The sequence below is a fragment of the Micromonospora sp. NPDC050187 genome (assembly GCF_044459745.1).
Classification (GTDB): domain Bacteria; phylum Actinomycetota; class Actinomycetes; order Mycobacteriales; family Micromonosporaceae; genus Micromonospora.
Genome location: NZ_JBITJH010000013.1, coordinates 154,140 through 178,345, shown reverse-complemented (window position 1 = coordinate 178,345; position 24,206 = coordinate 154,140). Strand labels below are relative to the sequence as shown.

Annotated in this window: 16 protein-coding genes, 1 pseudogene and 1 riboswitch; of the genes and pseudogenes, 9 read left to right on the top strand and 8 right to left on the bottom strand. The window is 72.7% G+C overall.

Features of this window, described 5'->3' with window-relative positions; genetic code table 11:
- Nucleotides 1-375: 375 nt before the first annotated feature.
- Nucleotides 376-1,476 (top strand): cysteine synthase family protein, encoded by a 1,101-nt coding sequence (locus ACIBJE_RS20780; protein WP_396750671.1) that lies wholly within the window; start codon nt 376-378, stop codon nt 1,474-1,476.
- A 67-nt stretch (nt 1,477-1,543) separates the two neighbouring features.
- Here ACIBJE_RS20780 and ACIBJE_RS20775 read toward each other — a convergent pair whose 3' ends face one another.
- Both ACIBJE_RS20775 and ACIBJE_RS20770 read right to left on the bottom strand, forming a co-directional pair.
- A complete protein-coding gene (locus ACIBJE_RS20775) occupies nt 1,544-2,782 on the bottom strand; it encodes an MFS transporter (protein ID WP_396750669.1) in 1,239 nt (412 codons plus the stop codon).
- A 2-nt stretch (nt 2,783-2,784) separates the two neighbouring features.
- Complete coding sequence (locus tag ACIBJE_RS20770) at nt 2,785-3,828, bottom strand: enolase C-terminal domain-like protein (RefSeq protein ID WP_396750667.1); 1,044 nt, start codon at nt 3,826-3,828, stop codon at nt 2,785-2,787.
- Nucleotides 3,829-4,358: 530 nt separating this feature from the next.
- A riboswitch (cobalamin riboswitch) is annotated at nt 4,359-4,497 on the bottom strand.
- Between the two features lie 142 nt (nt 4,498-4,639).
- Between ACIBJE_RS20770 and ACIBJE_RS20765 the strand changes: the two genes are divergently transcribed.
- The gene (locus ACIBJE_RS20765; RefSeq protein WP_396750665.1) at nt 4,640-6,625 is read left to right on the top strand and encodes a hypothetical protein; all 1,986 of its coding nucleotides are present in this window, start codon (nt 4,640-4,642) and stop codon (nt 6,623-6,625) included.
- A 58-nt stretch (nt 6,626-6,683) separates the two neighbouring features.
- On the opposite strand, the gene ACIBJE_RS20760 is transcribed toward ACIBJE_RS20765, so the two are convergent.
- Together ACIBJE_RS20760 and asnB are read right to left on the bottom strand one after the other, a co-directional pair.
- A complete protein-coding gene (locus ACIBJE_RS20760) occupies nt 6,684-8,060 on the bottom strand; it encodes a cellulase family glycosylhydrolase (RefSeq protein ID WP_396750734.1) in 1,377 nt (458 codons plus the stop codon).
- A 136-nt stretch (nt 8,061-8,196) separates the two neighbouring features.
- Nucleotides 8,197-10,035 (bottom strand): asparagine synthase (glutamine-hydrolyzing), encoded by a 1,839-nt coding sequence (gene asnB, locus ACIBJE_RS20755; protein ID WP_396750663.1) that lies wholly within the window; start codon nt 10,033-10,035, stop codon nt 8,197-8,199.
- Between the two features lie 613 nt (nt 10,036-10,648).
- On the opposite strand from asnB, the gene ACIBJE_RS20750 reads away from it, so the two are divergent.
- The 3 genes from ACIBJE_RS20750 (at nt 10,649) to ACIBJE_RS20740 (ending at nt 14,591) form a co-directional block, all read left to right on the top strand.
- Nucleotides 10,649-12,019, top strand: coding sequence for an MFS transporter (locus ACIBJE_RS20750; RefSeq protein ID WP_396750661.1), 1,371 nt, complete (start codon nt 10,649-10,651; stop codon nt 12,017-12,019).
- Between the two features lie 220 nt (nt 12,020-12,239).
- Nucleotides 12,240-13,196 carry an NAD(+)/NADH kinase gene (locus ACIBJE_RS20745; RefSeq protein ID WP_396750659.1) on the top strand — a complete coding sequence of 319 codons (957 nt, stop codon included), beginning with the start codon at nt 12,240-12,242 and terminating at the stop codon, nt 13,194-13,196.
- Nucleotides 13,197-13,298: 102 nt separating this feature from the next.
- A complete protein-coding gene (locus ACIBJE_RS20740; protein ID WP_396750657.1) occupies nt 13,299-14,591 on the top strand; it encodes an MFS transporter in 1,293 nt (430 codons plus the stop codon).
- A 410-nt stretch (nt 14,592-15,001) separates the two neighbouring features.
- Here the strand turns inward: ACIBJE_RS20740 and ACIBJE_RS20735 are convergent.
- The 3 genes and pseudogenes from ACIBJE_RS20735 to ACIBJE_RS20725 all read right to left on the bottom strand — a co-directional run.
- A pseudogene (locus ACIBJE_RS20735) lies at nt 15,002-15,520 on the bottom strand (M23 family metallopeptidase); the annotation flags it as partial.
- 244 nt (nt 15,521-15,764) lie between these two features.
- A complete protein-coding gene (locus ACIBJE_RS20730) occupies nt 15,765-16,229 on the bottom strand; it encodes a MaoC family dehydratase (protein ID WP_396750655.1) in 465 nt (154 codons plus the stop codon).
- A complete protein-coding gene (locus tag ACIBJE_RS20725; protein WP_396750653.1) occupies nt 16,226-17,398 on the bottom strand; it encodes an acyl-CoA dehydrogenase family protein in 1,173 nt (390 codons plus the stop codon). The genes ACIBJE_RS20730 and ACIBJE_RS20725 overlap by 4 nt, the downstream gene beginning before the upstream one ends.
- 219 nt (nt 17,399-17,617) lie before the next feature.
- Between ACIBJE_RS20725 and ACIBJE_RS20720 the strand changes: the two genes are divergently transcribed.
- Genes ACIBJE_RS20720 through ACIBJE_RS20705 form a run of 4 tightly spaced genes read left to right on the top strand, consistent with a single transcriptional unit; the run spans nt 17,618 to nt 21,411 of the window.
- Nucleotides 17,618-18,283 (top strand): TetR/AcrR family transcriptional regulator, encoded by a 666-nt coding sequence (locus ACIBJE_RS20720; RefSeq protein ID WP_396750651.1) that lies wholly within the window; start codon nt 17,618-17,620, stop codon nt 18,281-18,283.
- A 46-nt stretch (nt 18,284-18,329) separates the two neighbouring features.
- Nucleotides 18,330-19,748 carry an aldehyde dehydrogenase family protein gene (locus tag ACIBJE_RS20715; protein WP_396750732.1) on the top strand — a complete coding sequence of 473 codons (1,419 nt, stop codon included), beginning with the start codon at nt 18,330-18,332 and terminating at the stop codon, nt 19,746-19,748.
- Nucleotides 19,745-20,818, top strand: coding sequence for a Zn-dependent alcohol dehydrogenase (locus ACIBJE_RS20710; RefSeq protein ID WP_396750649.1), 1,074 nt, complete (start codon nt 19,745-19,747; stop codon nt 20,816-20,818). The genes ACIBJE_RS20715 and ACIBJE_RS20710 overlap by 4 nt, the downstream gene beginning before the upstream one ends.
- Nucleotides 20,819-20,847: 29 nt before the next feature.
- A complete protein-coding gene (locus ACIBJE_RS20705) occupies nt 20,848-21,411 on the top strand; it encodes an AAA family ATPase (RefSeq protein ID WP_396750647.1) in 564 nt (187 codons plus the stop codon).
- A 46-nt stretch (nt 21,412-21,457) separates the two neighbouring features.
- Here ACIBJE_RS20705 and ACIBJE_RS20700 read toward each other — a convergent pair whose 3' ends face one another.
- Nucleotides 21,458-24,169: an AAA family ATPase gene (locus tag ACIBJE_RS20700; RefSeq protein WP_396750645.1), complete on the bottom strand. Its 2,712-nt coding sequence runs from the start codon at nt 24,167-24,169 to the stop codon at nt 21,458-21,460.
- Nucleotides 24,170-24,206 lie beyond the last annotated feature (37 nt).

The following is a 24,206-nucleotide window of genomic DNA, read 5'->3' as shown; positions in this document are numbered from 1 at the left end:
CGCGCGACGGCGCGGAAAGCCCCCGCAGGAGGCCGGAATTCCGCAGTGGATGCCAATCTGAAGATCCATTCGATGGACAGGACACCCATCCATAGGAGTCTTAGCATGACTGGCCCAGAATCCCCGTCGACTCGGAACCATACCACCATCCCGGGCCACTCATCCAATGCGCGGGGATTCAGGCACCCGCCTCCGTGAAATGTACACTTGGCGTACCGCATGTCGGAAAGACAGACTCGGACCACTCCCAATACGTATCTGCTAGTGTCAATATAGTGTCTGCGCTCGCCTAATCCGGGCACGATCGCGCCATCCACTGCTGCGGCCGCCCACCATCGCGGCCCGTCCCGACCGAGCACAGAGGAGTGATCCGTCATGCCCCTCAGCGGTACTTCGACGAGTACGACGCTGCTGCACTCCCATGTCACCGACGCGGTCAAGGCACCGAGTTTCATCCGACTGTCCGGGAACGTGGTCCTCGCCCGGTCCGAGACCCTGAAGATCTACGCCGCGCTGGGAGCGGTACGTGCCCTGCTGAAGGCGGGGACCATTCGCCCCGGTGACACCCTCGTCGACAGCTCCAGTGGCATCTACGCCCTCGCCCTGGCCATGGTCTGCCACCGTTACGGGCTGCGCTGCCACATCGTGGCCTCGACGACGGTGACGCCGACCATCCGGGCACAGCTGGAGATCCTCGGCGCCACCGTGGATCAGATGCCCCCCGAGCGGGACCTGCGGCTCGACCAGCACCGACGGGTGGAACGGGTGCGGGAACTCCTGCGGGTCAACCCCGGCATGCACTGGATGCGCCAGTACCACGACCCGGTGCACTACCGGGGCTACCGGGAGATGGCGGAGCTGGTGCGCCAGGCCCTGCCCGACGCGCCGCTGGCCGTGGTCGCCAGCGTCGGCACGGGCGCGTCGAGCGCCGGCCTGATCCAGCCGCTGCGGGAACACGACCCCTCGACCCCGTTGATCGGGGTCCAGCCGTTCGGCAGCGTGAGTTTCGGCAGCGAACGGTTCCAGGACCCGGAGGCCATCATCGCCGGCATCGGCAGCGCCATCCCCTTCGACAACGTCCGCCACGAGCTCTACGACCGGGTGCACTGGATGACCTTCCGGCACGCCATGGCCGGCACGGTGGCACTGATGCGCACGCACGCGGTCTTCGCCGGCCTCTCCACCGGCGCGGCGTACCTCACCGCCCTGTGGGAGGCACGGCGCCGTCCGGAGCGGATGCACCTGCTGGTCGGGGCCGACACCGGACACCGCTACGTCGAGCAGGTGTTCGCCCGGCACCGGGAGGCTCCGGACCCCGGCACCCTCGAACCCGTCGAGATCACCTCTCTCGACGAGCTGACCCCACCCTGGTCGACCATGCCGTGGGCACGACGCGGCGGCCCGACTCCGCCGGCGGTCGCCGTCGGGGCCCGCAACTCCGGTCCGTCGGCGGGAAGACCGGCCGGAAAGGGGTGAGGGCCCGCCGACAGCACGGGCGGGCCCGCGCCCGACGGGGCCGTCCGGACACCCACCCGCCCAGAGGTCAGGGCGCCTCCCCCGTGCCGGGTGCGCGTCGGCGCAGCCGGTGCGCACCCAGCACGAGCGGAGGAAGCAGGACGCACTGGGCCGCCACGACCAGCCAGAATCCCGGGAGATGGTCGCCGCCCTCGAACAACCCGTACACACTGCCGCCGACCGCGCCGCTGAGGAAGGAGCCGATCCCGACGGCCAGCCGTTGCTGGCCGAAGACCACGGTCGCGGAACGCCGCGACCTCGCCAGCGCCTCGAGGTCGTTCTTGAGCAGCAGCACCGCGCTGCCGACACTGATGGCGGCGACGCCGACCGCCACGGTCAGCTCGTCCCCGCCAGCGAAGGAGACCATCCCCACCGCCAGACAGCCGAACCCGATCGCCATCGCCGCGGGGTGGCTCATCCGCTCGACCCGCTGCGCCACCAGAGGTTGCACGAGGACCAGACCGAGGGAGTACCCCATCATGGTCGCGCCGAAGAACACCGTGGGCACCCGGCCCTGGGCATAGCTCGACAGGTACTGGAAGAACTGCATGTGCACGTAGTAGGTGAGGGCGGTGACCACGAAGGGCAGCACCGCCAGACCGGCCAGCATGCGCCGGAACGGCTCGACCGGCGGGGCGTCCTCGGTGCGCGGCTCCCGGCGGAGGAAGAGATGGGCGACCGCCAGGCTGGTGTAGACCGCCGTGACGACGGCGAACATCTGGCCGGGGTGCTGGATGAGCAGGGCCCCCACCACGGGCCCGAGGGCGATACCGAGATTCCCGGCGGCGTTGCCGGCGGAGACCAGTCGGGGGCGCTGCCCGGGACTCGCGCCGTGCACCAGATAGCTGCGGTATGCCGGTGAGTAGAGCGACCCGCCACCGGAGATGAGGAACAGGCCCACGACGGTGAGCGCCGGGCTTCCCGCTCCCAGGAGGAAGGCGCCACCACCGAGGCTGTACATAACCAGGGCGCTGACCAGGGACCGTTGCAGGCCGAGCCGCTCGGCCAGCGCCGCGGTTGCCGGGGCGCTGGCGAACTGCACCAGGGTCGCCACCCCGAGCACGACGCCGACCTGCGCCATGTCCGCGCCCATCCGCTCGCGCAGCAGCACGGCGAGGTACGGGTAGACCGAGAACGAACCGACGTTGACCAGGAAGCCGCCCACCAGCAACGCGATCTGGGCACCGGTGAAGGAGTGCCCCCGGGGCACCGACGGCTGCCGGGGAGCACGGGGCCCTGCGGTGGTCCCGGTCCGGTACCGGCCCACCGTCAGGATCCCGCGGCCGGTCCGGGCCCGGCGGCGGGGACCGTGCGGTCCTCCTCCCCCGCCACGACCCCCAGACCCGGGGCGTCCCCGAGGACGATCCGCCCCTGGTCGAGCCCCAGTCCCCGGAAGGGCGGATCGCGGAGGAGGAACTGGCTGTCGATGTCGATCCGGTCGGCGAGGGGGGCCAGCAACGCAGCCTGACTGAGCGCCAGCTCCGATTCGCAGTTGCAGCTGAGCATCACCGAGAGGCCGAGCCGCCGCGCGGTCTCCATCACCCGGCGGGTGGCCCGGACACCGCCCGACTTGGCCAGCTTCACCACGACGCCGTCGGCGAGGCCACGCGCGGCATGGACGCTGGCCACGTCGGTGCAGCCCTCGTCGAGGAAGACCGGCAGCCGGTCGGGCAGGTCCCGGTAGCGGCGGTAGGTGTCGACCGCGTCCGTGGGGAACGGCTGTTCGATGAGCTGGATGTCGAGGTCACGCAGGCGCGGGGTCAGGTCCCGGGCCGTCTCGAAGCTCCACGCCTCGTTGGCGTCGATCCGGATCGGACGGCTGGTCACCGCGCGGACGGCGACCAGCCGCTCGAGATCCTCGGCGCTGCGCACCTTCATCTTGAAGGCACCCACGTCCGGGGCGTTCGCCACCACCTCCAGGGTCTCCTCCACACTGGCGATGCCGATCGTGTAGCCCGTCGGCTGCGCGAGGGTGCGGGTCAGGCCGAACAACTGCCAGGTCGGCTGGCCGGCCGTCCGCCCGAGCCAGTCGTGCACGGCGCCGTCGAGGGCCATCCGGGCGCCGACGGGCGCCGCCCACTCCGCCACCCGGTCGAGGACCTCGTCGGGGTCGGACAGGTCGGGGCCGAGGATCTTTGCACCCTCCGCCGCAACCGCCTCGATGACCTCCTCGACGGTCTCGCCGTGGGCCCAGGCGGGTGTTCCCTCCCCCTGCCCCGCGACGCCGCCGTGGACGATCGTCACGACGCAGGTGTCGGTCGAGTCGTAGGCGAGACGTGAACTCCGGAACGTCGTAAGCAGACGCAGAGTCATTCGACGGACGCGTACTTCCATGTGGGCCACCATGCCACGAGTAGCTCAGTTAATCCACGCTCGACAATGTAATAATCTCGCGGTAATGGATGCTCGTCGGGTCTCCGATGTCTTCGGAATGCCCGACGACCCCGGTACCACGAGCGGGTGGACATCGCCGGTTCACGTCGGAGGACGGGTGAAACAGGTGCCCTTCACACCGGGGAGAGGCTCCGGAGCGCGTCCGATCACGGGGTCCCGGACGACCACGTCGACGTCCGGGTCGGTCTCGGCGCGAAATCGTAGCTCCGGCCGTCGCGCCGGCTGTTCTTCGGTCGTCCGCCTTGCCGGCGACGGTGGAGACCAGTTCCCGGAAACGCGAACGAATGGCGTCGTGACGGGGAACCAGCGGCGAGGGCGAGCAGGCGGTCCCGGCTCAGGCGGACGACCATCGGAAGCACCTTTCCGGCCCGGCGGTCGTCAGATCCCGGTCGATCGCCCGAGGGGCGCAGCCGACCCGGACTCCGACCCGTGGGCCACGACGGGTGGGGAGCGGGGATCGCGGGTACGTCGGGTATTCGGGCTCGCCGCCGGGTGTGCACCTCGGACGGCCTACCGTTGCGGGCCAGCGCCGGAATCCGACCGGACTTCCCCCACACGTACACGCGTGTCGAGTTGTCGCACCAGTCTCGACGCCACCACGACAGCTGTCAATGCCTGATCGACCGGATGCGGCGGGAGCCACCCGGGAGAAAACGGGACTCCCGTGGTCGTGCCGGCGTGCGATCCTTCTCGCACGGGTGACCAAACGATCCGTCACGGGGAGACCGACATGCTTTCATTCTCGCGAGCCCATCGCCGGACAACGGCGCTGGTCCTGGCATCGACGCTCGGCTGGGGACTGGCGGTGGGGCTGACGGCGGCTCCGGCCGCCGCGGCGGTGACCGCGCCCACCGATCTCAGGACGGCCGACCAGCCCTGCGCCGCGGCCACGCCGGGACCGTATCTGAGCCCCAGCAGGCTCAACGACGCCCAGGCCGTCGTGCTGCGGGGCACCTTCAGCCGCACCAGCGAGGACACCGGTCTGCAGGCCGAGTTCCAGGTGTGGGACACCGCCGACCCGGAGCATCCGCAGCAGTGGCTCCGTGGCGTCGGCGAGCAGAGCGACCAGGTCTACGTCCAGCTCGAGGACGAGGCGAAGCAACTCGACGGTGTCACGTACGCGTGGCGGGTGCGCGTGCTCGACGGTACGGACGCGTCCCCGTGGAGCAGCACGTGCCACTTCACCGTCGACCGCACCGGTGGCCCGGCACCGGCCGTCACCTCCGTCGTGTATCCCGCCGGGAGCTGGGACGACGCCAGCGGCGCGATCGGCGTACCCGGTGCCTTCACGCTCACCTCGGCAAGCGACGACACCGTCGGCTACCGCTACCGGTTCTACTCGGCCGAGTTGAGCGGCGACGACGACTATTCCCTGGTGGACGCCGATGAACTCGGCGGTCCGGCGACCGTCCAGTGGACTCCCCGAGCGGCCGGTTACCACTCGCTGACCGTCTACGCCGTCGACCGGGCCGGGAACTGGTCCGGGGCGGCCCACCACGAGTTCTACGTCAAGGAGACCCGCCCGGCGATCTTCTCGTCCGCGTACCCGGACTGGGGCTCGAACCTGAACTACAACGTCGGGGTGCCCGGCGCGTTCGAGCTGACCGCCACCGTCACCGGCACGGCGTCGTTCGTCTGGCGGATCGACGAGGACGGGCCGTCGGGGACGGTACCGGTCAGCGCCGGCCGGACGGCGACGGCCATGATCACTCCCACCCGCGCCGGCCGGCAGACCCTGCACGTCCACAGCGTCACCCACGACGGCACGGCACACGCTCCCCGCGCCTACGCGTTCACCGTGGACAACGGTCCGAAGGTCACCGGGGACACCGACCGGGGCGTGACGATCGGCTCGTCGCTCACGTTCCACCTCACGCCCCGGGTGCCCCAGGTCGAGGCGTACCTCTACTGGCCGCAGCACTCGGGTCTCGAGGAACCGCCCGTCGAGAAGATCACCGTGCCGGCCCGCGCGGACGGAACCGCCGACCTCACCTGGACGGCCACCGGGACCAGTGTCATCGGCCTGCGCTTCCAGAGCCGAAGCGCGGACGGCACCCTCTCAGAACCGCGCTGGACCTCCGTCTCGGTCGACGGAGCGGCGCCTACGGTGACCCGCACCGGCGGCACCGACGTGGGAACGCCGGCCACCTTCACGGCCCGCACGCGGATGGCGAACGTCGTCGAGTACGTGGCGACGCTCAACGGTGACGAGGCCACGGAACAGGTCCTCGCACCGGCCGCCGACGGAAGCGTGACCTTCGAATTCACCCCGACCAAGGGCGGCTACCACTACGTCAAGGTCGTCGCGCGCAACGCCGCCGGGGTGCGGACCGAGCAGGGCGGCACGTCCTGGTCGGTCGTGGACGGGCCCCGGGTCACCTCGACGGACTTCCCGGCCACCGGCAGCGGCCGCCTCGCCACGGGCACGTTCAACTTCACGCCGCGCCTGACCGGCACGACGGCGTACGAATACTCGATGAACTACGGCCCGTACGTCACGATCGCCGCCCAGCCCGACGGCACCGCCACGCTGACCTGGACGCCGACGGGGGCCGGCACGAACCGACTGGCCGTTCGCAGCGTCACGGCCACCGGCACCCGCTCCATGAGTACGCAGTACACCTTCACTGTCGAGGCCGGGGCCACCGGGGTCACCTCTGCGGCACCGACCCCCCTGCCGCCGGGCGGCGTCCGGACGACCGCCGGCCACAGCTGACCGCAAAGGGGCCCCGTCCTCCACCGGTGACGGCAGGACGGGGCCCCTCCGGTCAGCCTCAGAAGTCGTCGGGGGTGCGGATCCGGTCCCGGATCCAGGCGCCGGCCGGCTTGAGGCGGCTGGTGCCGCCGAACTGACCGCTGCCGCAGGTGCCGGTGGTGAAGACGGCACCGGAGCGGAAGTCGTCGGAGAAGTTCCAGTTCGTCCAGCTGATCTTCTTGCTGGCCATCAGGTCGAGGTACCGCTGGGACATGGTGAAGTTGTTGGGGCCGTCACCGGTGTACTCCTGGGTGCCGAACTCGGTGACGAAGAGCGGCAGCCGGTCGGCGGCCTGGGCGAAGGTGTTGTAGTACAGGTCGCCGTGCGAGGCGGCGTAGAAGTGGAACACGTACATCAGGTTGCCGCCGGTGACCGGGTTCGCCGCGATCGTGTCGACCCCGCCGCCGCTGCCGGAGACGCCGAGCGAGGACCAGTCCGGGGTGCCCACCAGGACCACGGCCTCCGGGTCACGGCTGCGGATCACCGGGATGACCTGCTCGGCGTAGCTCTTGATGCTGCCCCAGGAGACTCCGTTGGGCTCGTTGGCGATCTCGTAGAGCACGTTGACCTTGTCCTTGTGCCGCTCGGCGATCTCGGCGAAGAAGGTGCGCGCCCGGGTGAGGTTGTGGTTCGGGTCGCCGGGGCTGAGCATGTGCCAGTCGACGATGGCGTACATGCCCCGGGCGGTGGCCAGCTCGATGTAGTTGTGCACCATGTCGGTGAAGCGGCGGGGGTCGGTCTCGTAGCCGCCCTCCTGGATGTACATCGAGATCCGCAGCACGTCGGCGTTCCACTCCCGGGCGAGCACGTCCAGCGAGCCCGGGGTGGCGCAGTTCGCGTACCACTGGATGCCGTGCGTGCTCATGCCACGCAACTGGACCGCCTTGCCGTTGCGGTTGCAGAGCTGGCGACCACAGACCCGGAGCTGGCCGTTGGCCGCGACCGGGGTGCTGGCGGTCGGGGGCGGCGTCGTGGGCGGGGCGGTGGTGGACGGCGGCGGAGTGGTCGGTGTGGTGCCGCCGGCACAGGGCTGACCGTTGAGAGTGCAGCCGGTCGGGCCACCGGAGCCGTTGCCGAGGAAGCCGAACGTCACCGAGGCACCCGGGGCGACCGTGCCGTTCCAGGACCGGTTGGTGAAGGTGTGGTGCTGTCCGCTGCTGGTCAACAGCGCGTCCCAGTACGAACCGACGGTGCTGCCGGCGGGCAGGTCGAACTCGAGACGCCAGGAGGTGATCGTGGTGGCACCCGAGTTGGTGATCGTGTAGCGACCCTCCCACCCGGAGCCCCAGTCGTTGACCTTGGTGAAGCTCGCGGTCGGTGTCGCCGCCGCGCCGGCGGTGGTGGACAGGGCGAGCGGCACCAGCGCCACCGCCGCGATGAGGCCGGCCACCAGGATCGGTCTGCCGCGAAGTCGCACGAGCCACCTCCAGGAACGATGACAGTATTTATTGCCATCGAACTATAAAGAAGGTTAAGTGTTACTGCAACGCCGGGACCTGGTGCGACCATCCACCACCACCGGAGGCGACGGATCAGAGAGTGAGGGTCGGGTTGTAGTACCCGAGCCAGAGCGAGAGGTCGATGACCCGCTCCAGACGCAGCCGGTGGCCCCACCCGAGTCGCTCCGGCGGCACCTCCAGCGCCGGCCGGACGCCGTCGACGTCCACGATCTCGCGCAGCACGCTGTGCGGGTCCTTCAGCGCCTCGGTGGCCTGCTGCTGGACCCCCCGGTTGTAGCGGATGTCGTGGGTGGAGGGGTAGTGGTTCTTCAGCCGGTCCAGCACCGACTGGGGCACCAGGCCCTGGGCGACCGAACGCAACAGGCTCTTCTCCCGTCCGTCGTACGTCTTCATCGCCCAGGGCGCGTTGAAGACGTACTCGACGAGCCGGTGGTCGCAGTAGGGCACCCGGACCTCCAGTCCCACCGCCATGCTGAGCCGGTCTTTGCGGTGCAGGAGCTGCCGCAGCCAGCGGGTGAGGCTCAGGTGCAGCAGTTCCCGGACCCGTCGCTCCTCCGGCGACTCCCCGTCGTGCACCGGGACCGCCGCGAGGGCGTCCCGGTAGGTGTCCGCCTGGAACTCGCGCAGCCGCAGCTTGGCGGAGAGGTCCGGGTGCAGCGGCATGGCCTGCCGGTCGTTGGTGACCAGCAGCCAGGGAAAGGTGTCGGCGGCGATCGCCTGCGGCGAGTGGAACCAGGGGTACCCGCCGAAGACCTCGTCGGCCGCCTCCCCGGAGAGCGCGACGGTGGAGGTCCGTCTGATCTCGCGGAAAAGCAGGTAGAGGGACGTGTCCATGTCGCCGACGCCGATCGGCGAGTCCCGGGCGATCACGACGGCCTGCCGGTTCGCCGGGTCGAGGAGCCGGTCGGGGTCGAGCAGGATCGTGTGGTGGTCCGAGCCGATGAACTCGCCTGCCTCCCGCGCGAACGGCGCGTCCGGGCTGGAGCGCAGGACGTCGGCGGTGAACTGCTCCTGCTGGTCGTGGTAGTCCACGGCGAACGAACGGATGCGCTCGCCGGGGCCCTCCCGGTGCTGGATCTCCCGGTTGAGCAGCGCGGTCAGCACGGTGGAGTCCAGGCCGCCGGAGAGCAGCGTGCACCGGGGCACGTCCGCCTCGAGCTGCCGGTGGGCGCTGTCGACGAGCAGGTGCCGGACGTTCTCCAGCGTGGTCGGCAGGTCGTCGGTGTGCGGCCGGGCCTCGATCCGCCAGTACGTCCGCTCAGTCAGGCCCGACCGGTCGAACCGGACCACCGACCCCGGCAGCACCTCCCGGATGCCGGACCAGACCGACGGGCCGGTGTTGAACAGCAGGCTGTACGCCTCGCGGATGCCATCCAGGTCCACCCGGGGCTCGACCTCGGGGTGGGCGAGGATCGCCTTCGGCTCGGAGCCGAACAGCACCCCGCCGGCGGCCTGGCTGTAGTACAGCGGCTTGATGCCCAGCCGGTCCCGCACCAGGATGAGTGACTGGCGGCGCTGGTCCCACACCGCGAAGGCGTACATGCCGTTGAGGCGGTGCACCATCTCCTCGCCCCATTCGAGGTAGGCACGGAGCACCACCTCGGTGTCGCTCTGGGTGTGGAAGGGGTGGCCGAGGCGGCGGAGCTCCTCCCTCAGCTCCACGAAGTTGTAGACCTCACCGCTGTAGGTGAGCACCACCTCGGCGCCGGCCGCCTCGGCCACCATCGGCTGCTGCCCTCCGACGATGTCGATCACGGCGAGGCGCCGGTGTCCGATGGCGGCGTGCGCGTCGAGCCAGCGCCCGCCCGCGTCCGGGCCCCGAGGGGTCATGGTCCCGACCATCGCCTCGATGACCTGGTGCTCCGACCGCAGGTCGCGGTCGAAGGAAACCCAGCCGGTGATTCCGCACATGTCGTCCCCTCCACTCTCGGCACGGCCCGGCATCCCGGGCGTACCGCCTCGGACCGACGGCTCACGGACACCGCGAGCCGGCCGCGTGGGGTTGAAGGTAATCCCTATCGGCTTTAGGGGCATTAAGTCGATCTCCGGGACCGCACTCCCCGCCCGAATCACAGCGCCCGAGCGCTACACCGGACGCGGCGCGGCGCGGGGCGGCCACCGAACCGCATTGACGTACGTCCTTGCTGCTTCCGGCCCCGACCGGACCGGAGAGAACGCCTCGTCGACACGTGCAGCGGGACGGGACGTGCGACGACGATCGGTCCGTACTGCGGCAATTTCGTGTTCCGGAAAAATGTCCGGGAACCATTCAGGCCGCCCCGGCGACCGAGCGTCGACGGCCGGCGGCAAGCACCACTGGAAGGCCAACAACGGTGGGACCGACCGTGCGACCGGCCGGGAGCCGCCCGCCGCACACCGCGCAGGAATTGACATCTGTAACATTGTTTACGGGAACCGGAGGCTGACGCGGAGCGACCAGTAGCGTATGGAATTCGACGCGGAAGATGCTTCGGGCCGGTCGGTCAACCATTCCGGGGCTACCGCCCCGAGGCGCGACAGGTGGTTGCTCGTCTACGCCGCCGGAGCGGTGGTGTTCGTCGCGATGCTCGAGACCAGCATCGTCAACGTGGCGCTTCCCACTATCCGGGACGACCTCGGCGGCGACCCGGCGACCACCCAGTGGACGGTCCTGGCGTACCTGCTGCCGGTGGTGGCCCTGGTGCTGCCCGCCGGACGCTGGCTGGACCGGGTGGGCAAGCGCGCCGCCCTCGTCGCCTCCGTGGGTGGGTTCGCCGTCGCCAGCACGGCGGCCGGGCTCGCGCCGGGCGTCGGGTTCCTCGTGGCGGCCCGGGTGGCCCAGGGCACCTGCGCGGCGGTGATGTTCGCCCTGATGCCGGTGCTGGCCACGGTCGCAGTCCGGCCCGAGGCACGCGGCCGGGCGATGAGCGTGCTGGCCACGCTCGGGCCGCTGGGTGCGGTCGCGGGCCCGCCCCTCGGCGGGCTGCTGCTCGGGGCGGTCGGCTGGCGGCCGGTCTTCTTCGCGGTGGTCCCGGTCGCCGTCGGCATCGTCCTGGTCGGGCTCTTCGCCATGCCCGACGACGGTCCGCTCCGAGCCCCCGACCGCCGGTGGCTCGCCGAGGCGGCGCTGACGGCGCTGGGGCTCGGGGTCCTCCTGGTGGCGCTGACCAGGACGGCGGAGGCCGGCCCGGAGTGGCTCCTGCTGGCGCTCCCCGCCGCGGTGGTCCTCGGAGTCTGGTGGCGGATGCCGGCCAGCCGCCCGGTGTTGACCCTGCTGCGCGTGCCCGGCGTGCGCGCCGGTCACGCCGCCGTCCTGCTGCTCGCCCTCGGCTTCGCGGTGATGCAGTTCCTCCTGCCGTTCCACCTGGTCGACGTCGTCGGTGTCAGCACGGAGATCACCGGTCTGACCATGCTCGCCTTCGCCGCCGGCATGGGCCTGGCCGGACCGGTCGGCGGGGTGCTGGCCGACCGGTGGGGTGCGGGGCGGACCGGTGCGCTCGGCGCGGTCGTGGTGACCGTGGGCCTGCTGCTGGTCCAACCGCTGCCGTCGGGGTGGGAGCCGCTCGACGTGGCGTGGCGGCTCGCCCTGGCCGGCGTCGGGATGGGCCTGTACGGCGGGCCGGTCCAGGCCATGGTGATGACCGCCGCACCGCACGGCCTGACCGCGACGACCGGCGGGACCGTCCAGCTCGCCCGGAACCTGGGTTTCGCCCTCGGCCCGGCCGTCGCCACCGCCGCCTGGGCCGCCGACGGCTACTCCGTCACCGGCATGCGGGCCGCGTTGGCCGCCGGCGTCCTGGCCGCCGCCCTCGGCGCGGTCGCGCTGGTCGGGCACGGTCGGCGTGTCGAGCGCGGACACCCGACCGGGACGGCCCAGGCCCGGCCGGCGGAGCCCGGCCGGACGGCCGCCCGCTGACCGAGCGCCGTACGGCTCCCACCGCCGGACCTTCGCCGAGCGCCGGGCCCGCCAGTTCGGTCTCCAGTCCTTCGTCAGCGACCGCGCCCTGTCCCCGCGCCTGACTCCCGCCCCCGCCGAACCAGGGCCGGATCGCCCACCGCGCGACCGGCGCCAGCTCGGCGGGGGCGGGAACGGGCAATGGCCGGGGTACGGCGGGGGCCCCGGCTACGCTCGGCACATGAGCCGTCACACCGCCGGCGTCACCAGGATCCCCACGTTGGGGCTGGTGGTCCACCCCAGCCGGACGGTCGGCGACTCCGTCTCCACGATCCTCGGCTGGGCCCGTACCCACTCGGTCCGGGTCGTCGCGCGCGACCAGGACCGCGGCCGGATCGTCCAGGAGGTCGAGACGGTCCCGGACCACCGGTTCGTCGCCCAGGTCGACGGGGTCGTCGCCCTCGGCGGCGACGGCACCATGCTCGGCGCGATGCGGCTGGTCGTCGGGCACCCGGTGCCGGTGCTCGGCGTCAACCACGGCAACCTCGGCTTCCTCGTCGAGATCACCCCCGACGCCCTGGAGGAGGCGCTGGCCCGCCTGGTCGGTGGCGACTTCACCATCGAGTCGCACAGCTGTCTGGTCGCCGACCACACCGGTGGCACGCCGTTACGGACCGGCACCGGCTTCAACGACCTCGTGCTGGCCCGGCACAGCCGGACCGGCACCGTCTCGATCGACCTCAGCGTCAACGACCAGCAGTACGGCTACTACCGGTGCGACGCGCTGGTCGTCGCCACGCCCAGTGGCTCCACCGCGTACAACTACGCCGCCGGAGGGCCGGTCGTCTCGCCGTCCGCGCGCACGATGGTGGTCACGCCGGTGGCGCCGATGGCGGGCATCGGCCGGTCCGTCGTGCTGGGTGCCGGTGACCGGGTGTCGTTGCGGGTCGCCCCGGACAGCGCGCCGGTCGACGTCGACGTCGACGGCACCCCGTCGGCGGAACTGGGCCCCGGCCGGTCGCTCGCCGTCCGGCTACGCGAGGACGCCGGTCATGTCGTGCGGTTCTCGGCCAGTCGGCACGTCAAGCGCAGCCAGCTCAAGCTGAGTCTGCTCGACCTGCCGCTGCGCCGCGACCAGCTTCTGGAGCTGATTCCCGAGCACCTCCGTCCGCCCGCGTCCGGCCCCGGCGCGGGCTGATCCGCGCCGACGGTACGGTCGTGCCGAGCGTGGGAAGGGATCACCCCCACGTCGCGGGTCCGACCGATCCGGCACACGCCGGTCGCACCAGAGGGAGCCAGCATGCCGCAGGTGTCGACCGGCCCTGCCGCCGCCACGTCACGGTCGCCCTCGTCGGCGGCGGGGTGGTCCGCGTGGCGGGTCGTGGTCGGGTTCGGGATGGTCAGTCTCGCCGCCGACATGGTCTACGAGGGCGCACGGTCGATCACCGGCCCGCTGCTGGGCGCCCTGGGCGCGTCGGCGCTGGTCGTCGGCCTGGTGTCCGGGGCCGGCGAGGCCATGTCGCTGCTGCTGCGGCTGGCCTCCGGGCCGCTGGCCGACCGTACCGGCCGGTACTGGTCCCTGACCCTGGTCGGGTACGCGTTGACCGCCGTCTGCGTTCCCCTGCTGGCCGTGACGCCCTTCCTCGGCGGGGCCGGCCTGACGGTCGCGGCGGTGCTGATCCTGACCGAGCGCGCCGGCAAGGCCGTGCGCAGTCCGGCCAAGTCGGCGTTGCTGGCGCAGGCCGCCGGGGCGGTCGGTCGTGGTCGTGGTTTCGCGGTCCACAAGGCGCTGGACCAGGTCGGTGCGTTCGCCGGACCCCTGCTGGTCGCGGCGGTCCTGGCGGCCACCGGCGTGATCTGGCCGGCCCTGGCCGTGCTCGCCGTCCCCGGGGCGCTCGCCATCGGCCTGCTGATCCGGATCCGCCGACGGGTGCCCGACCCGTCCGTCTTCGACACCGCCCCGGCGGAGTCCGCCACCTCCCGGCCCGGCGCCGGCAGTTCTGCGCCGAGCGCGCTGGGCCGCTGGGTCGGGGCGGACCTGCCCCGTCGCTTCCTCCTGTTCGCCGCGGCGGCCGGAGCCGCCACCGCCGGGCTGGTCACCTTCGGGATCATCTCGTTCCACGCCAGCCGGACCGGCCTGATCGCCGTCGCGGGCATTCCCCTGCTGTACGCCGCCGCGATGGCCGCCGCCGCCCTGGCCGCGCTGGTCAGTGGTCATCTGTACGACCGGTGGCACGCGCGGGTGTTGTTCGCCCTGCCCCTGCTCGGGGCCGCCGTGCCGGCGCTGGCACTGTCCGGCAGCCTCGTCGCCGTGGTGGCAGGGGCCCTGCTGTGGGGCGCTGCCGTCGGGGTGCAGGACTCCACCGTCAAGGCTCTCGTGGCCGACCTCGTCCCCGCCGCCCGCCGCGCCACCGCCTACGGTGTCTTCGCTGCCGTCCAGGGCGGCGCGGCGCTGGCCGGTGGCGGCCTGGTCGGCGTCCTGTACGCCCGATCGATGCCCGCGCTGATCGCCGTCCTCGGGGTGACCCAGCTCCTCGCACTGGTCCTGCTCGCCGCCAGTCTCGCCGGCCGTCGACCGTCCCCGGCGCCGTAGCCGGCGTCCACGAGAGGGCATGCGTCCCGGAGACCGAACCACCGACGGGGCTGCGTTCCGCCCCGGTCCGCTACCGGATCGTGGCGGGACGGCACGTGGTCCGCGTCGGGTGGGTTCCGACGCGGACCGTGGTGCCGGCTCGGGTCCGGTGCGGGGCAGCCGGGACACGACGGGTCCCGGCCCCGCACCGACTAGCAGATGGGCACGCCCGGTAGCTGCGCGGCCGGGTGGTCGATGTAGATGTTGGTCATGTAGCCGTTCTGGTCCCGCAGCCGGGACCACCAGTTGTTGGTGTAGCCGTCGGCGGTGACGGTGTCACCCTGCTTCTGGCAGAGCACGTACACCAGGGTGGGACCGGGCAGGCTGGTGACCACCGGTGCCGAGAGTCGCACGTCGCTGCGGATCCGGATGCCGGAGCCCCAGGTCCAGAACGCGGTGCCGCCACCGCCGCAGCCGTTGTCGCTGGTCAGGTAGCGCTGGTGGTAGCTGCCGGGGTACGGCGCGAGGGAGGCGCCGTTGATCACGATGTTCTGGCCGACACCGTTGAAGAGCTGCTCGTAGTGGATGTGTGCGCCGGAGGAGTTGCCGGTGCTGCCGGTGGTGCCGATCTGCTGACCCTGGTTCACCCACGCGCCGCTGGCGACGGAGAACGCGGCGAGGTGGAAGTAGTACGTCTTCCAGCCGCCACCGTGGTCGATGACGATGTAGTTGCCGGCGCCGCTGGCCTGGGTGTGACGGGTGGCGGTGCCGGCGGCGGAGGCGAGGACCGGGGTGCCGGCGGTGCCGCCGCCGTCGGCACGGACGAAGTCGAGGGCCAGGCGCACCTCGGCGCTGTGGTGGCTGAAGGTCCACCGCTGCCCGCAGGGGTACGGGGCCTTGAAGAGCGGGGCGGCCTGGGCGGGGGTGGCGACGACGAGGGTGGCGGCCAGGGCGGTGGCGAGGGCGGCCAGGAGCGTGGCGACGTACCTGATTGATCGCACGGTTCATCCTTGAGGCTGGGGATAGAACACTGTCGATGCGTACGCAGTACCGGAATCGTAGGCACGACATCGATCAATGTAAATAACTGTCCCGAGCTCCAGCCTCTCGGTAGCTTTCCTCCGACCGCGATGGTCGGGTGTGGAGCGCACGTGGTGTGACGACCGGATCAGGGCGCCCCCGGCGAGCGGACGGTCACCGCGCTTCCCCGGGGTAGAGGCGGCTGATCGTCTCGGCGACACAGACCGGCTTGCCGCCGGCATCGCCGTGCACGGTGACCGAGGCGACCAGCTGCACCCCGCCCTCGACCGGGGCCACCTCGGCGATCGTGGCGCTGGCCCGCACCGCGCCGCCGACCCGCAGCGGCGCCGGGAAGCGCACCCGGTTGAGTCCGTAGTTGACGCCCATCCGCAGCCCGTCCACCCGGTAGAGCCGACCGACGAGCGCCGGCAGCAGGGCGAGGGTGAGGTAGCCGTGGGCGATGGTGCCGCCGAACGGGCCGGACGCCGCCCGCCCGGCGTCCACGTGGATCCACTGGTGGTCGTCGGTGGCGTCGGCGAAGAGGTCGACGCGGCGCTGGTCGACCGGTGTCCAGGGGCCCGGTCCGAGGGTCTCCCCCACGGCGGCGGCCAGGTCGTCGAGGTCGGTGAAGATCCTCATGCCAGGTGTCCGCCGATCTTCGTGTAGCCGCGCAGCAGGTCACGGGAGATGATCAGTCGTTGCATCTCGTCGGTCCCCTCGAAGATCCGGTAGAGCCGTACCTGCCGGTACCAGCGTTCGATCGGCAGCTCGCGGGTGTAGCCCATGCCACCGTGGATCTGGAGTGCCCGGTCCACCACCCGGTTGACCATCCCGGCGCCGTAGAGCTTGCCCATCGAGGAGGCGTGCCGGGGGTCCATGCCCTGGTCGACCGTCCAGGCGGAGCGCAGCACCAGCCAACGGGCCGCCTCCAGCTCGGTCTCCGAGTCGGCGATCATCCACTGGATGGCTTGGTTGGTGCCGATCTTCGCGCCGAAGGTCTCCCGGGTGTTGGCGTGGTCGATCGCCATCTGGAGCACCCGTTCGGCGATGCCGATGGCGTGTGAGGGGATGGTGTAGCGCCCCTTGCCGATCCACCGCATGCCCAGCTCGAAGCCCTGGCCGACCTCGCCGAGGACGTTGCGGTGCGGCACCCGTACGCCGTCGAAGACCAGGGACGCCGGGCCGCCCTCCCCCATCGTCGGGATGAACTCCGAGCGCCAGCCCATCGCCCGGTCCACCAGGAAGGCGGTCGCGCCACCGTGGCGGGCGCCCTTCTCCGGGTCGGTGACCGCGACGACGATGGCGAAGTCGGCGTCATTGCCGTTGGTGATGAACGTCTTCTCGCCGTCGAGGATCCAGTCGTCGCCGTCGCGGCGGGCCCGGAACCGGATGTTGGCCGCGTCCGAGCCGGCACCGGGTTCGGTGATCGCGAAGCAGGAGATCCGCTCCCCCTCGATGGTGGGGACCAGGAACTCCGCCTTCTGTTCCGCGGTGGCCTCGAAGAGGATGTTGTCGGCCTCGCCGCCGAAGCGGAACGGCACGAAGGTGCGACCGATCTCGGTCCAGATCAGCGACTGGGTGACGGCGGGCAAGTCCATGCCGCCGTACTCCTCCGGGGTGGCAAGTCCCCAGAACCCGAACGCGCGGGCCTTGAGCTGCAACTCGCGCAACTCGGCGCGGTCCAGTCCGGGGCGGTGCGCCCGTTCCCGGCGCAACACCTCCTGTTCCAGCGGCACGACCTCCCGGGTGATGAAGTCGCGGGCCGTGTCACGGATGGCCCGCTCCTCGTCGGAAAGCGCGAAGTCCATGTTGCCTCCGGGTCCTCGGTGAGCGTGCGGCGGATCAGCGTGCCCCGCCGTTGACGTACAGGGTCTGGCCGCTGACGTACGAGGCGTCGTCGCTGGCGGAGAGGTGAAGGTCCATGGACAATCAAACTAGCGCTGCAAGTTAAATTGGTCCAGGCCCGGTTGTGGCAGAGTTCTGCACGGATCACCGGAGTACACGTCACCGAGCGGAGGAGGCAACGGATGCCCCGGCCACGGCAGCCGCTGCTCAGCCGGCAGCGGATCGTCGAGGCCGCCGCCGCGCTGATCGACTCGGACGGCCTGGCGGGTTTCTCCACCCGCCGGCTCGCCGCCGAACTCGGCGTCCGGGGCCCGTCGCTGTACAACCACTTCGCCACCAAGGACGAGATCCTCGACGCGGTCGCGGACAGCATCACCGCGCAGGTGGACGTGTCGTTCTTCGGCACCCTCGACTGGCGCGAGGCGCTGCGTCGCTGGGGTCACTCGTACCGGGCGGCGCTGGCCACCCATCCGCACATCGTGCCGTATCTCGCGCAGGGCCCCGGACGCCGTCCGGCCGCCCTCGCCATGGCCGACGCCGTCTACGGCGGACTCGTCGACGCCGGCTGGCCGCCGGCGCGGGCCACCCACATCGGGGCGCTCATGCGGTACTTCGTCGCCGGGTCGGCGCTGGGCTCGTTCGCCCGGGGCTTCGTCGAGGACCCGGGACTGTACGCCGAGCAGTATCCGCACCTCACCCAGGCCCACCGGCTCGCCGAACACCAGCAACGGGTCGACGAGGGCGCCTTCGCCCTGGGCCTCGACGCGCTCGTCGACGGCCTGGCCCGCACCTACGAGCAGACGATCGGTCCGCTGCCGCCCCTCCCGTCGACCGCCGACACGCACTAGAGTCCAAACTTGCACTGCTAGTTTGGTGACGTACGTGAGGGGCTCCATGGATCTCGCCCGGACCGACTTCTACCTCCACGGCCAGTGGGTCACCGCCTCCTCCGGCGAGACGATCCCGGTGCGGAACCCGGCGACCGAGGAGGTCGTCGCGACCGTACCGGCCGGCACGACGGCCGACGTCGACCGGGCCGTCCGCGCCGCGCGGGCCGCGTTCGACGGCTGGGCCACCGCCGCGCCGGCCGACCGGGCGGCCTGCCTGGACCGGCTGCACGCGGCCCTGACCGCACGCGTCGACGACATCGCCCGGACCGTCGCCCTGGAGCTGGGCACTCCGCTGAAGGTCGCCACCCGGGTGCAGGCCGGGCTCCCCCTCACCGTGCTGCGCGGCTACGTCGACCTGGCCGCGCACCCGCCGGCCGAGCAGACCGTCGGCAACTCGCTGGTCGTGCGGGAGCCGGTCGGCGTGGTCGGCGCGATCACCCCTTGGAACTACCCGCTGCACCAGGTCGTGGCCAAGCTCGCCCCGGCCCTCGCCGCCGGCTGCACGGTGGTCCTCAAGCCGAGCGAGCTGACCCCACTGACGGCGTACGTGCTCTTCGACGCGATCGACGCGGCCGGTTTCCCGCCCGGGGTGGTCAACCTGGTCACCGGCACCGGCCCGGTGGTCGGCGAGGCCATCGCCGCCCACGGGGGCGTCGACATGGTCTCCTTCACCGGCTCCACCGTCACCGGCCGGCGCATCTCCCACCTGGCCGCCGACCGGATCGCCAAGGTCGCGTTGGAGCTCGGCGGAAAGTCCGCCAACGTGATCCTCGACGACGCCGACCTGCCCACCGCCGTCAAGGTGGGCGTCGCCAACGCCTTCCTCAACTCCGGGCAGACCTGCACCGCCTGGACCCGGATGCTCGTGCACCGGTCCCGCTACGACGAGGCGGTCGACCTCGCCGCGAAGGCCGCCGGGAGCTACCGGCTGGGCGACCCGTTCGACCCGGCCACCCGGCTCGGCCCGCTGGTCTCGGCGACCCAGCGGCAGCGGGTACGCGAGCACGTCGAGAAGGGACTCGCCGACGGGGGCCGGCTGGTCGCCGGTGGACCGGACGCCCCGGTGCCGGATCGGGGCTGGTTCGTCGCCCCGACGGTGATCGCCGACGTCGACCCGGACAGCGCGCTGGCCCAGGAGGAGGTCTTCGGGCCGGTGCTCGCGGTGATCCCGGTCGACGACGACGACCACGCCGTCGCGGTCGCCAACAACTCCCGGTACGGGCTGGCCGGCGCGGTCTGGTCCGGCGACGAGGAACGGGCGCTGCGGGTCGCCCGGCGACTGCGCACCGGAGCGGTCGACGTCAACGGTGCCCCGTTCAACCCGCTCGCCCCGTTCGGCGGCTACAAGCAGTCCGGCCTCGGCCGGGAACTCGGCCGCCACGGGCTGGAGGAGTTCTACGAGACGAAGGCGATCCAGCGGTGAGGGCGCTGGTCGCCCGGGCCGTCGGGGAACCGCCCCGGGTGGAGGAAATCGACCTGCCGCCCTGCGGCCCCGGCGAGGTACGCGTGGAGATCCGCGCCGCCGGGGTGTGCCATTCCGACCTGTCGATGGTCGACGGCACCCTGGTCCCGCCGTACCCGCTGGTGCTCGGGCACGAGGCGGCGGGGGTGGTGGCCGAGGCCGGCGACGGCGTCGACCGGGTCGCACCCGGTGACCACGTCGTGCTCAACTGGGCACCGCCGTGCCGCGACTGCTGGTACTGCGGGCACGACGAGCCGTGGCTGTGCGAACGGGCCGGAGCCCCCGCCACCGCCCGGGGACGCACCCCGGCCGGCGAGCCGCTGCATGTCACCCTCGGCCTGGGTGCCCTCGCCGAGCAGGTGGTGGTGCCCCAGCGGGCGGTGATCCCGGTCCCGGCGGACCTGCCGCCGGAGTCGGCCGCGCTGCTGGGTTGCGCCGTGCTCACCGGCGTCGGCGCGGTCCGGCGTACCGCCGGAGTCGTCGCCGGCGAGGCGGTCGCCGTCATCGGCCTCGGCGGGGTGGGGCTCTCGGTGGTCTCCGCCGCGCGGGCGGCCGGCGCCGGCCCGGTGCTCGCCGTTGACGTGTCCCCGGCCAAGGCGGAGCGGGCCGTCGCCGTGGGCGCCACCGACTTCCTGCTCGCCGACGACACCGTCAACCGGGAGATCCGGGCGCGCACCGGCGGGCGGGGCGTCGACCACGCCTTCGAGTGCGTCGGGCGCAGCGCCACCATCCGCACGGCGTGGCGGGCCACCCGCCGGGGCGGCCAGGTGACCGTGGTGGGCATGGGCGCGAAGGACGACGTGGTCGGCCTGAGCGCGTTGGACATCTTCCACTCGGCCCGGACACTGCGCTCCTCGGTCTACGGGTCGTCGGACCCGGACCGGGACGTGCCCGACCTGGCCCGGGCCGTGCTCGACGGCACCCTGGACCTCGGCCCGCTGATCACCGACCGGACAGACCTGGACGGCGCGCCGGAGGCGTTCGCCCGGATGGCCCGGGGCGAGGGCGCCCGCACCGTGGTGCTGCCCTGACCGGTCGGAGAGCCCGCCAGGGTGACGCGGTGCCCCGGCTGATCGTGCTCAACGGGCCGCCGGGATGCGGCAAGTCGACGCTGGCGCGCCGGTACGCCGACGACCATCCGCTCACGCTCGACCTCGACATCGACCGGATCCGGGACCTCGTCGGCGGGTGGCGGGAGCACGCCACGCCCGCCGGGCTGCTCGCCCGCGCCGTCGCGCTCGCCGGGGCCCGGGTCCACCTGTCGGCCGGGCACGACGTGATCGTCCCGCAGTTCCTCGGCCGGACCGAGTTCATCGAGCAGGCCGAACGGGTCGCCCACGAGGTCGACGCCGGCTTCCACGAGGTCGTCCTGCTGGCGCCCCGGGACGAGGCGCTGCGGCGGTTCGCCGAACGCGGCCGGACCACCGGCGACCCGGCGCACCTCGACGCCGAGCGGATGCTGGACCGGCACGGGGGCACCGCCGAGCTGGCGGCGATGTACGACCGGCTGCCAGGGGTCGTCGCCGCCCGCCCCGGGACGAAGATCGTGCACAGCGTGGCCGGCGATGTGGACGGCACCTACCGCGACCTGCTCGCCTGCCTCACCGATCCTGCCGGTCGGTGACTTCTTGACCCGCACACCGTCCCGGGCGGGCACTTCCGGTGCCTCGTCAGAGCACCCGGGCCAGCTGGGTGCGGGAGCGGATGCCGAGCCGGTGGAAGATGTTACGCAGGTGGTGGTCGACGGTGCGGGTGGAGAGGAACATCAGGTCGGCGACCTCCCGGTTGGTGGCGCCCCCCGCGACCAGTTGCGCGACCCGTAGCTGCTGGCCGGTCAGCAGGCGGGCCGCGGCCGGGTCCGGCCCGCCGACCGACTCCCCGGCGGCCCGCAACTCGGCGGCGGCCTGCTCGGCCCAGGCGGTCACGCCCAGCCGGGTGAACGTCTCGCGGGCGTCGTGCAGGTGGCGGCGCGCGTCGCGGGGGCGGCGGCTGCGGCGCAGCTCCCGGCCGAAGAGGAACTGGGTGCGGGCCCGCTCGAACGCGCCGGCCCCGGGCGGATGCCACCGCAACGCGGCGCGGAAGCCCTCCTCCGCCGCCGTGCTGCCCCGGGGGGCGAGCAGCGCGTGGCACCGCGCGGAGAGGGCCCGGCGCGAAGGGCTGGCCGTGCTGTGCGCCCAGCGGTCGAAGACGGCGAGCGCGGCGACGGCCGCCGGTCGGTGAGCCGACGCGGCGGCGGCCTCGACCAGGTACGGCGTGGCCATCACCTGGACGGTGACCTGGCCCCGTCCGGTGCCGGGGCGGGCCAGGGCCGCCAGCCGCGCGGCGGCCTCCTCGGGCCGTCCGTCGAGCAGGTCGAGCACCGCCAGGGCCCAGCGCGTCAGCGCGTCGGGGCGACTGTCCGGGGCCGGTTCCTCCCCGGTCTCCCGGATCAACCGCAGGGTGGCCTCCCGGTCGGCGCGGACGGCGGCCAGCACCGCCAGCATGCCCCGGTGGACCCCGGCCCAGGTGGCCTGTCCGCTGCTCCGGGCGATCCGCAGCCCTTCCCGGGAGGTCTCCGCCGCCGCCTCGTGCCGGCCAAGCCAGTACTCGGCGATCGCCCGCAGCTCCAACGCACGGGGCAGGGCGCACACCTCCCCGCGCGCGCGGGCCAGTCCCACCGCCCGGTCGGCGAGCCGGTGCGCCGGACCGTCCTCGGCCACCAGCAGGGCCGCCACCGCCGCGCCGGTCAGGGCGGCCGGCGTGCGGTCCGGCCCGGTCAGCCGATCGGCGAGGACGACGGCCCGGCGCAGGGTGGGCCCGGCTGCCTCGTGGTCGCCGCGCAGGGTCGCCGCCACCCCGGCGAGGTGGGCCGTCACCAGCTCCGTCCCGGCTGGTGCCCCGGCGTGACACAGCGCCCGGGCGCGCCGCTCCACGTCGGCGTACCGGTACTGGTCACCGGCGAAGCAGACCGCTTCGCCGGCCCGTAGCAGCGCCTGGAAGGCCAGGTCCGGGGCGGTGCCGGCGGCCGTTTCGGCGGCGGCGAGCAGGGCCGTCAACGCGACCGGGGTCCGGCCGCACCGCAGTTCCATCTCGCCGCGCAGCAGGTCCGCCCGGCTGGTCACGGCGGGGTCCGTCGTGTCGGTGGGCAGGAGCTGCGTCAGCAGCCGGGCCTGATGGGGGCGGCCCGCCGCCCAGGCGTGGTGGGCCGCGCTCACCAGCCGGGCGGCGGCACGGACCCGGTCGCCGCTGAGGTCGGCGGCGCGGTGCAGTGCCGTCGACCGGGCGTCCGGGCTGCCCTCGCCCCGGGCCGCCTCCTCCAACTCGGTCGCCAGGGCGGGATCCGGGCCCTCGGCGGCGGCGGCGAGGTGCAGGGCCCGGCGGAGCCGGTGACCGCTGTCGTCGAGCAGGGCGGCGAGCAGCAGGTGCCCGGCGCGCCGCGCGGCGAGGGGCGCCGTGGCGACGACCATCGCCCGGGCCAGTGGTTGCGGGAACGTCACGCCGTGCGGCTCCACGCGGACCAGACCGGTGACCTCGGCAGGGGTGAGCGCCTCGATCACCGTCCCGGTGGCGCGCGCGGCCCGGACCAGCGTGGCCGCGTCCACCCGGTCGCCGAGGGCGGCGAGCAGCAGCAGGCGTCGGGTGTCGTCGGGCAGCCGGCCCAGCCGGGCCCGGTAGCCACGGCCGAGGGCGCCGTCCGGCGGCGGTGTGTCGGGCAGGGGTTCCTCTCCCCGGCACTGGGCGGGGCTCAGGGCTTCGGCCAGGTCCACGAGGGCCTGCGGGTTGCCGGCGGCGACCGTACCGAGGGTGGTGGCGACCGGGTCGGACGCGGGCACCGGCAGCCGGTCGGCGAGGACGGCGCGGCTGTCGTGCTCGTCGAGGGGACGGAGCCGGCGGGTGGGGATCCCGCCGGGCGCGGTGTCGACGGCTCCGGTGAGGACGACGACGACCGGCAGGTGGCGCAGGCGACGGGCCACGAACGCCAGGACCTCGGCGGTCGGTCGGTCCCCAAGGTCGACGTCGTCCATGGTGCACAGCAGTGGACGTTCCCGGCCGGCGACGGCGAGCAGCCCGAGCACGGCCATCGACAGGGTCAGCCGCTGGCCGGCGGGGCAGCCCGCACCGGCCAGGGAGCGTCGCAGCACGCGTCGCTGTGCGGCGGGGAGCCTTCCGTCCCGGTCGCGCACCGGGTCGAGGAGGCGTTGCAGCCCGGCGTAGGGCAGCGCCGCCTCGTCGGTGAGCCCGGTCCCGGCGAGGATCGTGCGGTCACCGGCGTGCCGGTGGGCGTAGCCGAGCAGGGCGGTCCGGCCCGACCCCGGCTCGCCCTGGAGCAGCAGCGCTCCCCCACCGGCGCCGTCGAGCAGGTCGCGGATCGCCCGGCATTCCTCGTCGCGACCCCGCAGCACGGTTATTTGCACTGAAGATGCAGTAACCATGCATTTA

Bases quoted from the DNA above. Each gene is read 5' to 3' on its own strand.
- ACIBJE_RS20740 (WP_396750657.1), top strand. From the start codon at position 13,299: ATGCCGCAGGTGTCGACCGGCCCTGCCGCCGCCACGTCACGGTCGCCC.
- asnB (WP_396750663.1), bottom strand. From the start codon at position 10,035: ATGTGCGGAATCACCGGCTGGGTTTCCTTCGACCGCGACCTGCGGTCG.
- ACIBJE_RS20745 (WP_396750659.1), top strand. From the start codon at position 12,240: ATGAGCCGTCACACCGCCGGCGTCACCAGGATCCCCACGTTGGGGCTG.
- ACIBJE_RS20730 (WP_396750655.1), bottom strand. From the start codon at position 16,229: ATGAGGATCTTCACCGACCTCGACGACCTGGCCGCCGCCGTGGGGGAG.
- ACIBJE_RS20720 (WP_396750651.1), top strand. From the start codon at position 17,618: ATGCCCCGGCCACGGCAGCCGCTGCTCAGCCGGCAGCGGATCGTCGAG.
- ACIBJE_RS20765 (WP_396750665.1), top strand. From the start codon at position 4,640: ATGCTTTCATTCTCGCGAGCCCATCGCCGGACAACGGCGCTGGTCCTG.
- ACIBJE_RS20725 (WP_396750653.1), bottom strand. From the start codon at position 17,398: ATGGACTTCGCGCTTTCCGACGAGGAGCGGGCCATCCGTGACACGGCC.
- ACIBJE_RS20715 (WP_396750732.1), top strand. From the start codon at position 18,330: ATGGATCTCGCCCGGACCGACTTCTACCTCCACGGCCAGTGGGTCACC.
- ACIBJE_RS20780 (WP_396750671.1), top strand. From the start codon at position 376: ATGCCCCTCAGCGGTACTTCGACGAGTACGACGCTGCTGCACTCCCAT.
- ACIBJE_RS20770 (WP_396750667.1), bottom strand. From the start codon at position 3,828: ATGACTCTGCGTCTGCTTACGACGTTCCGGAGTTCACGTCTCGCCTAC.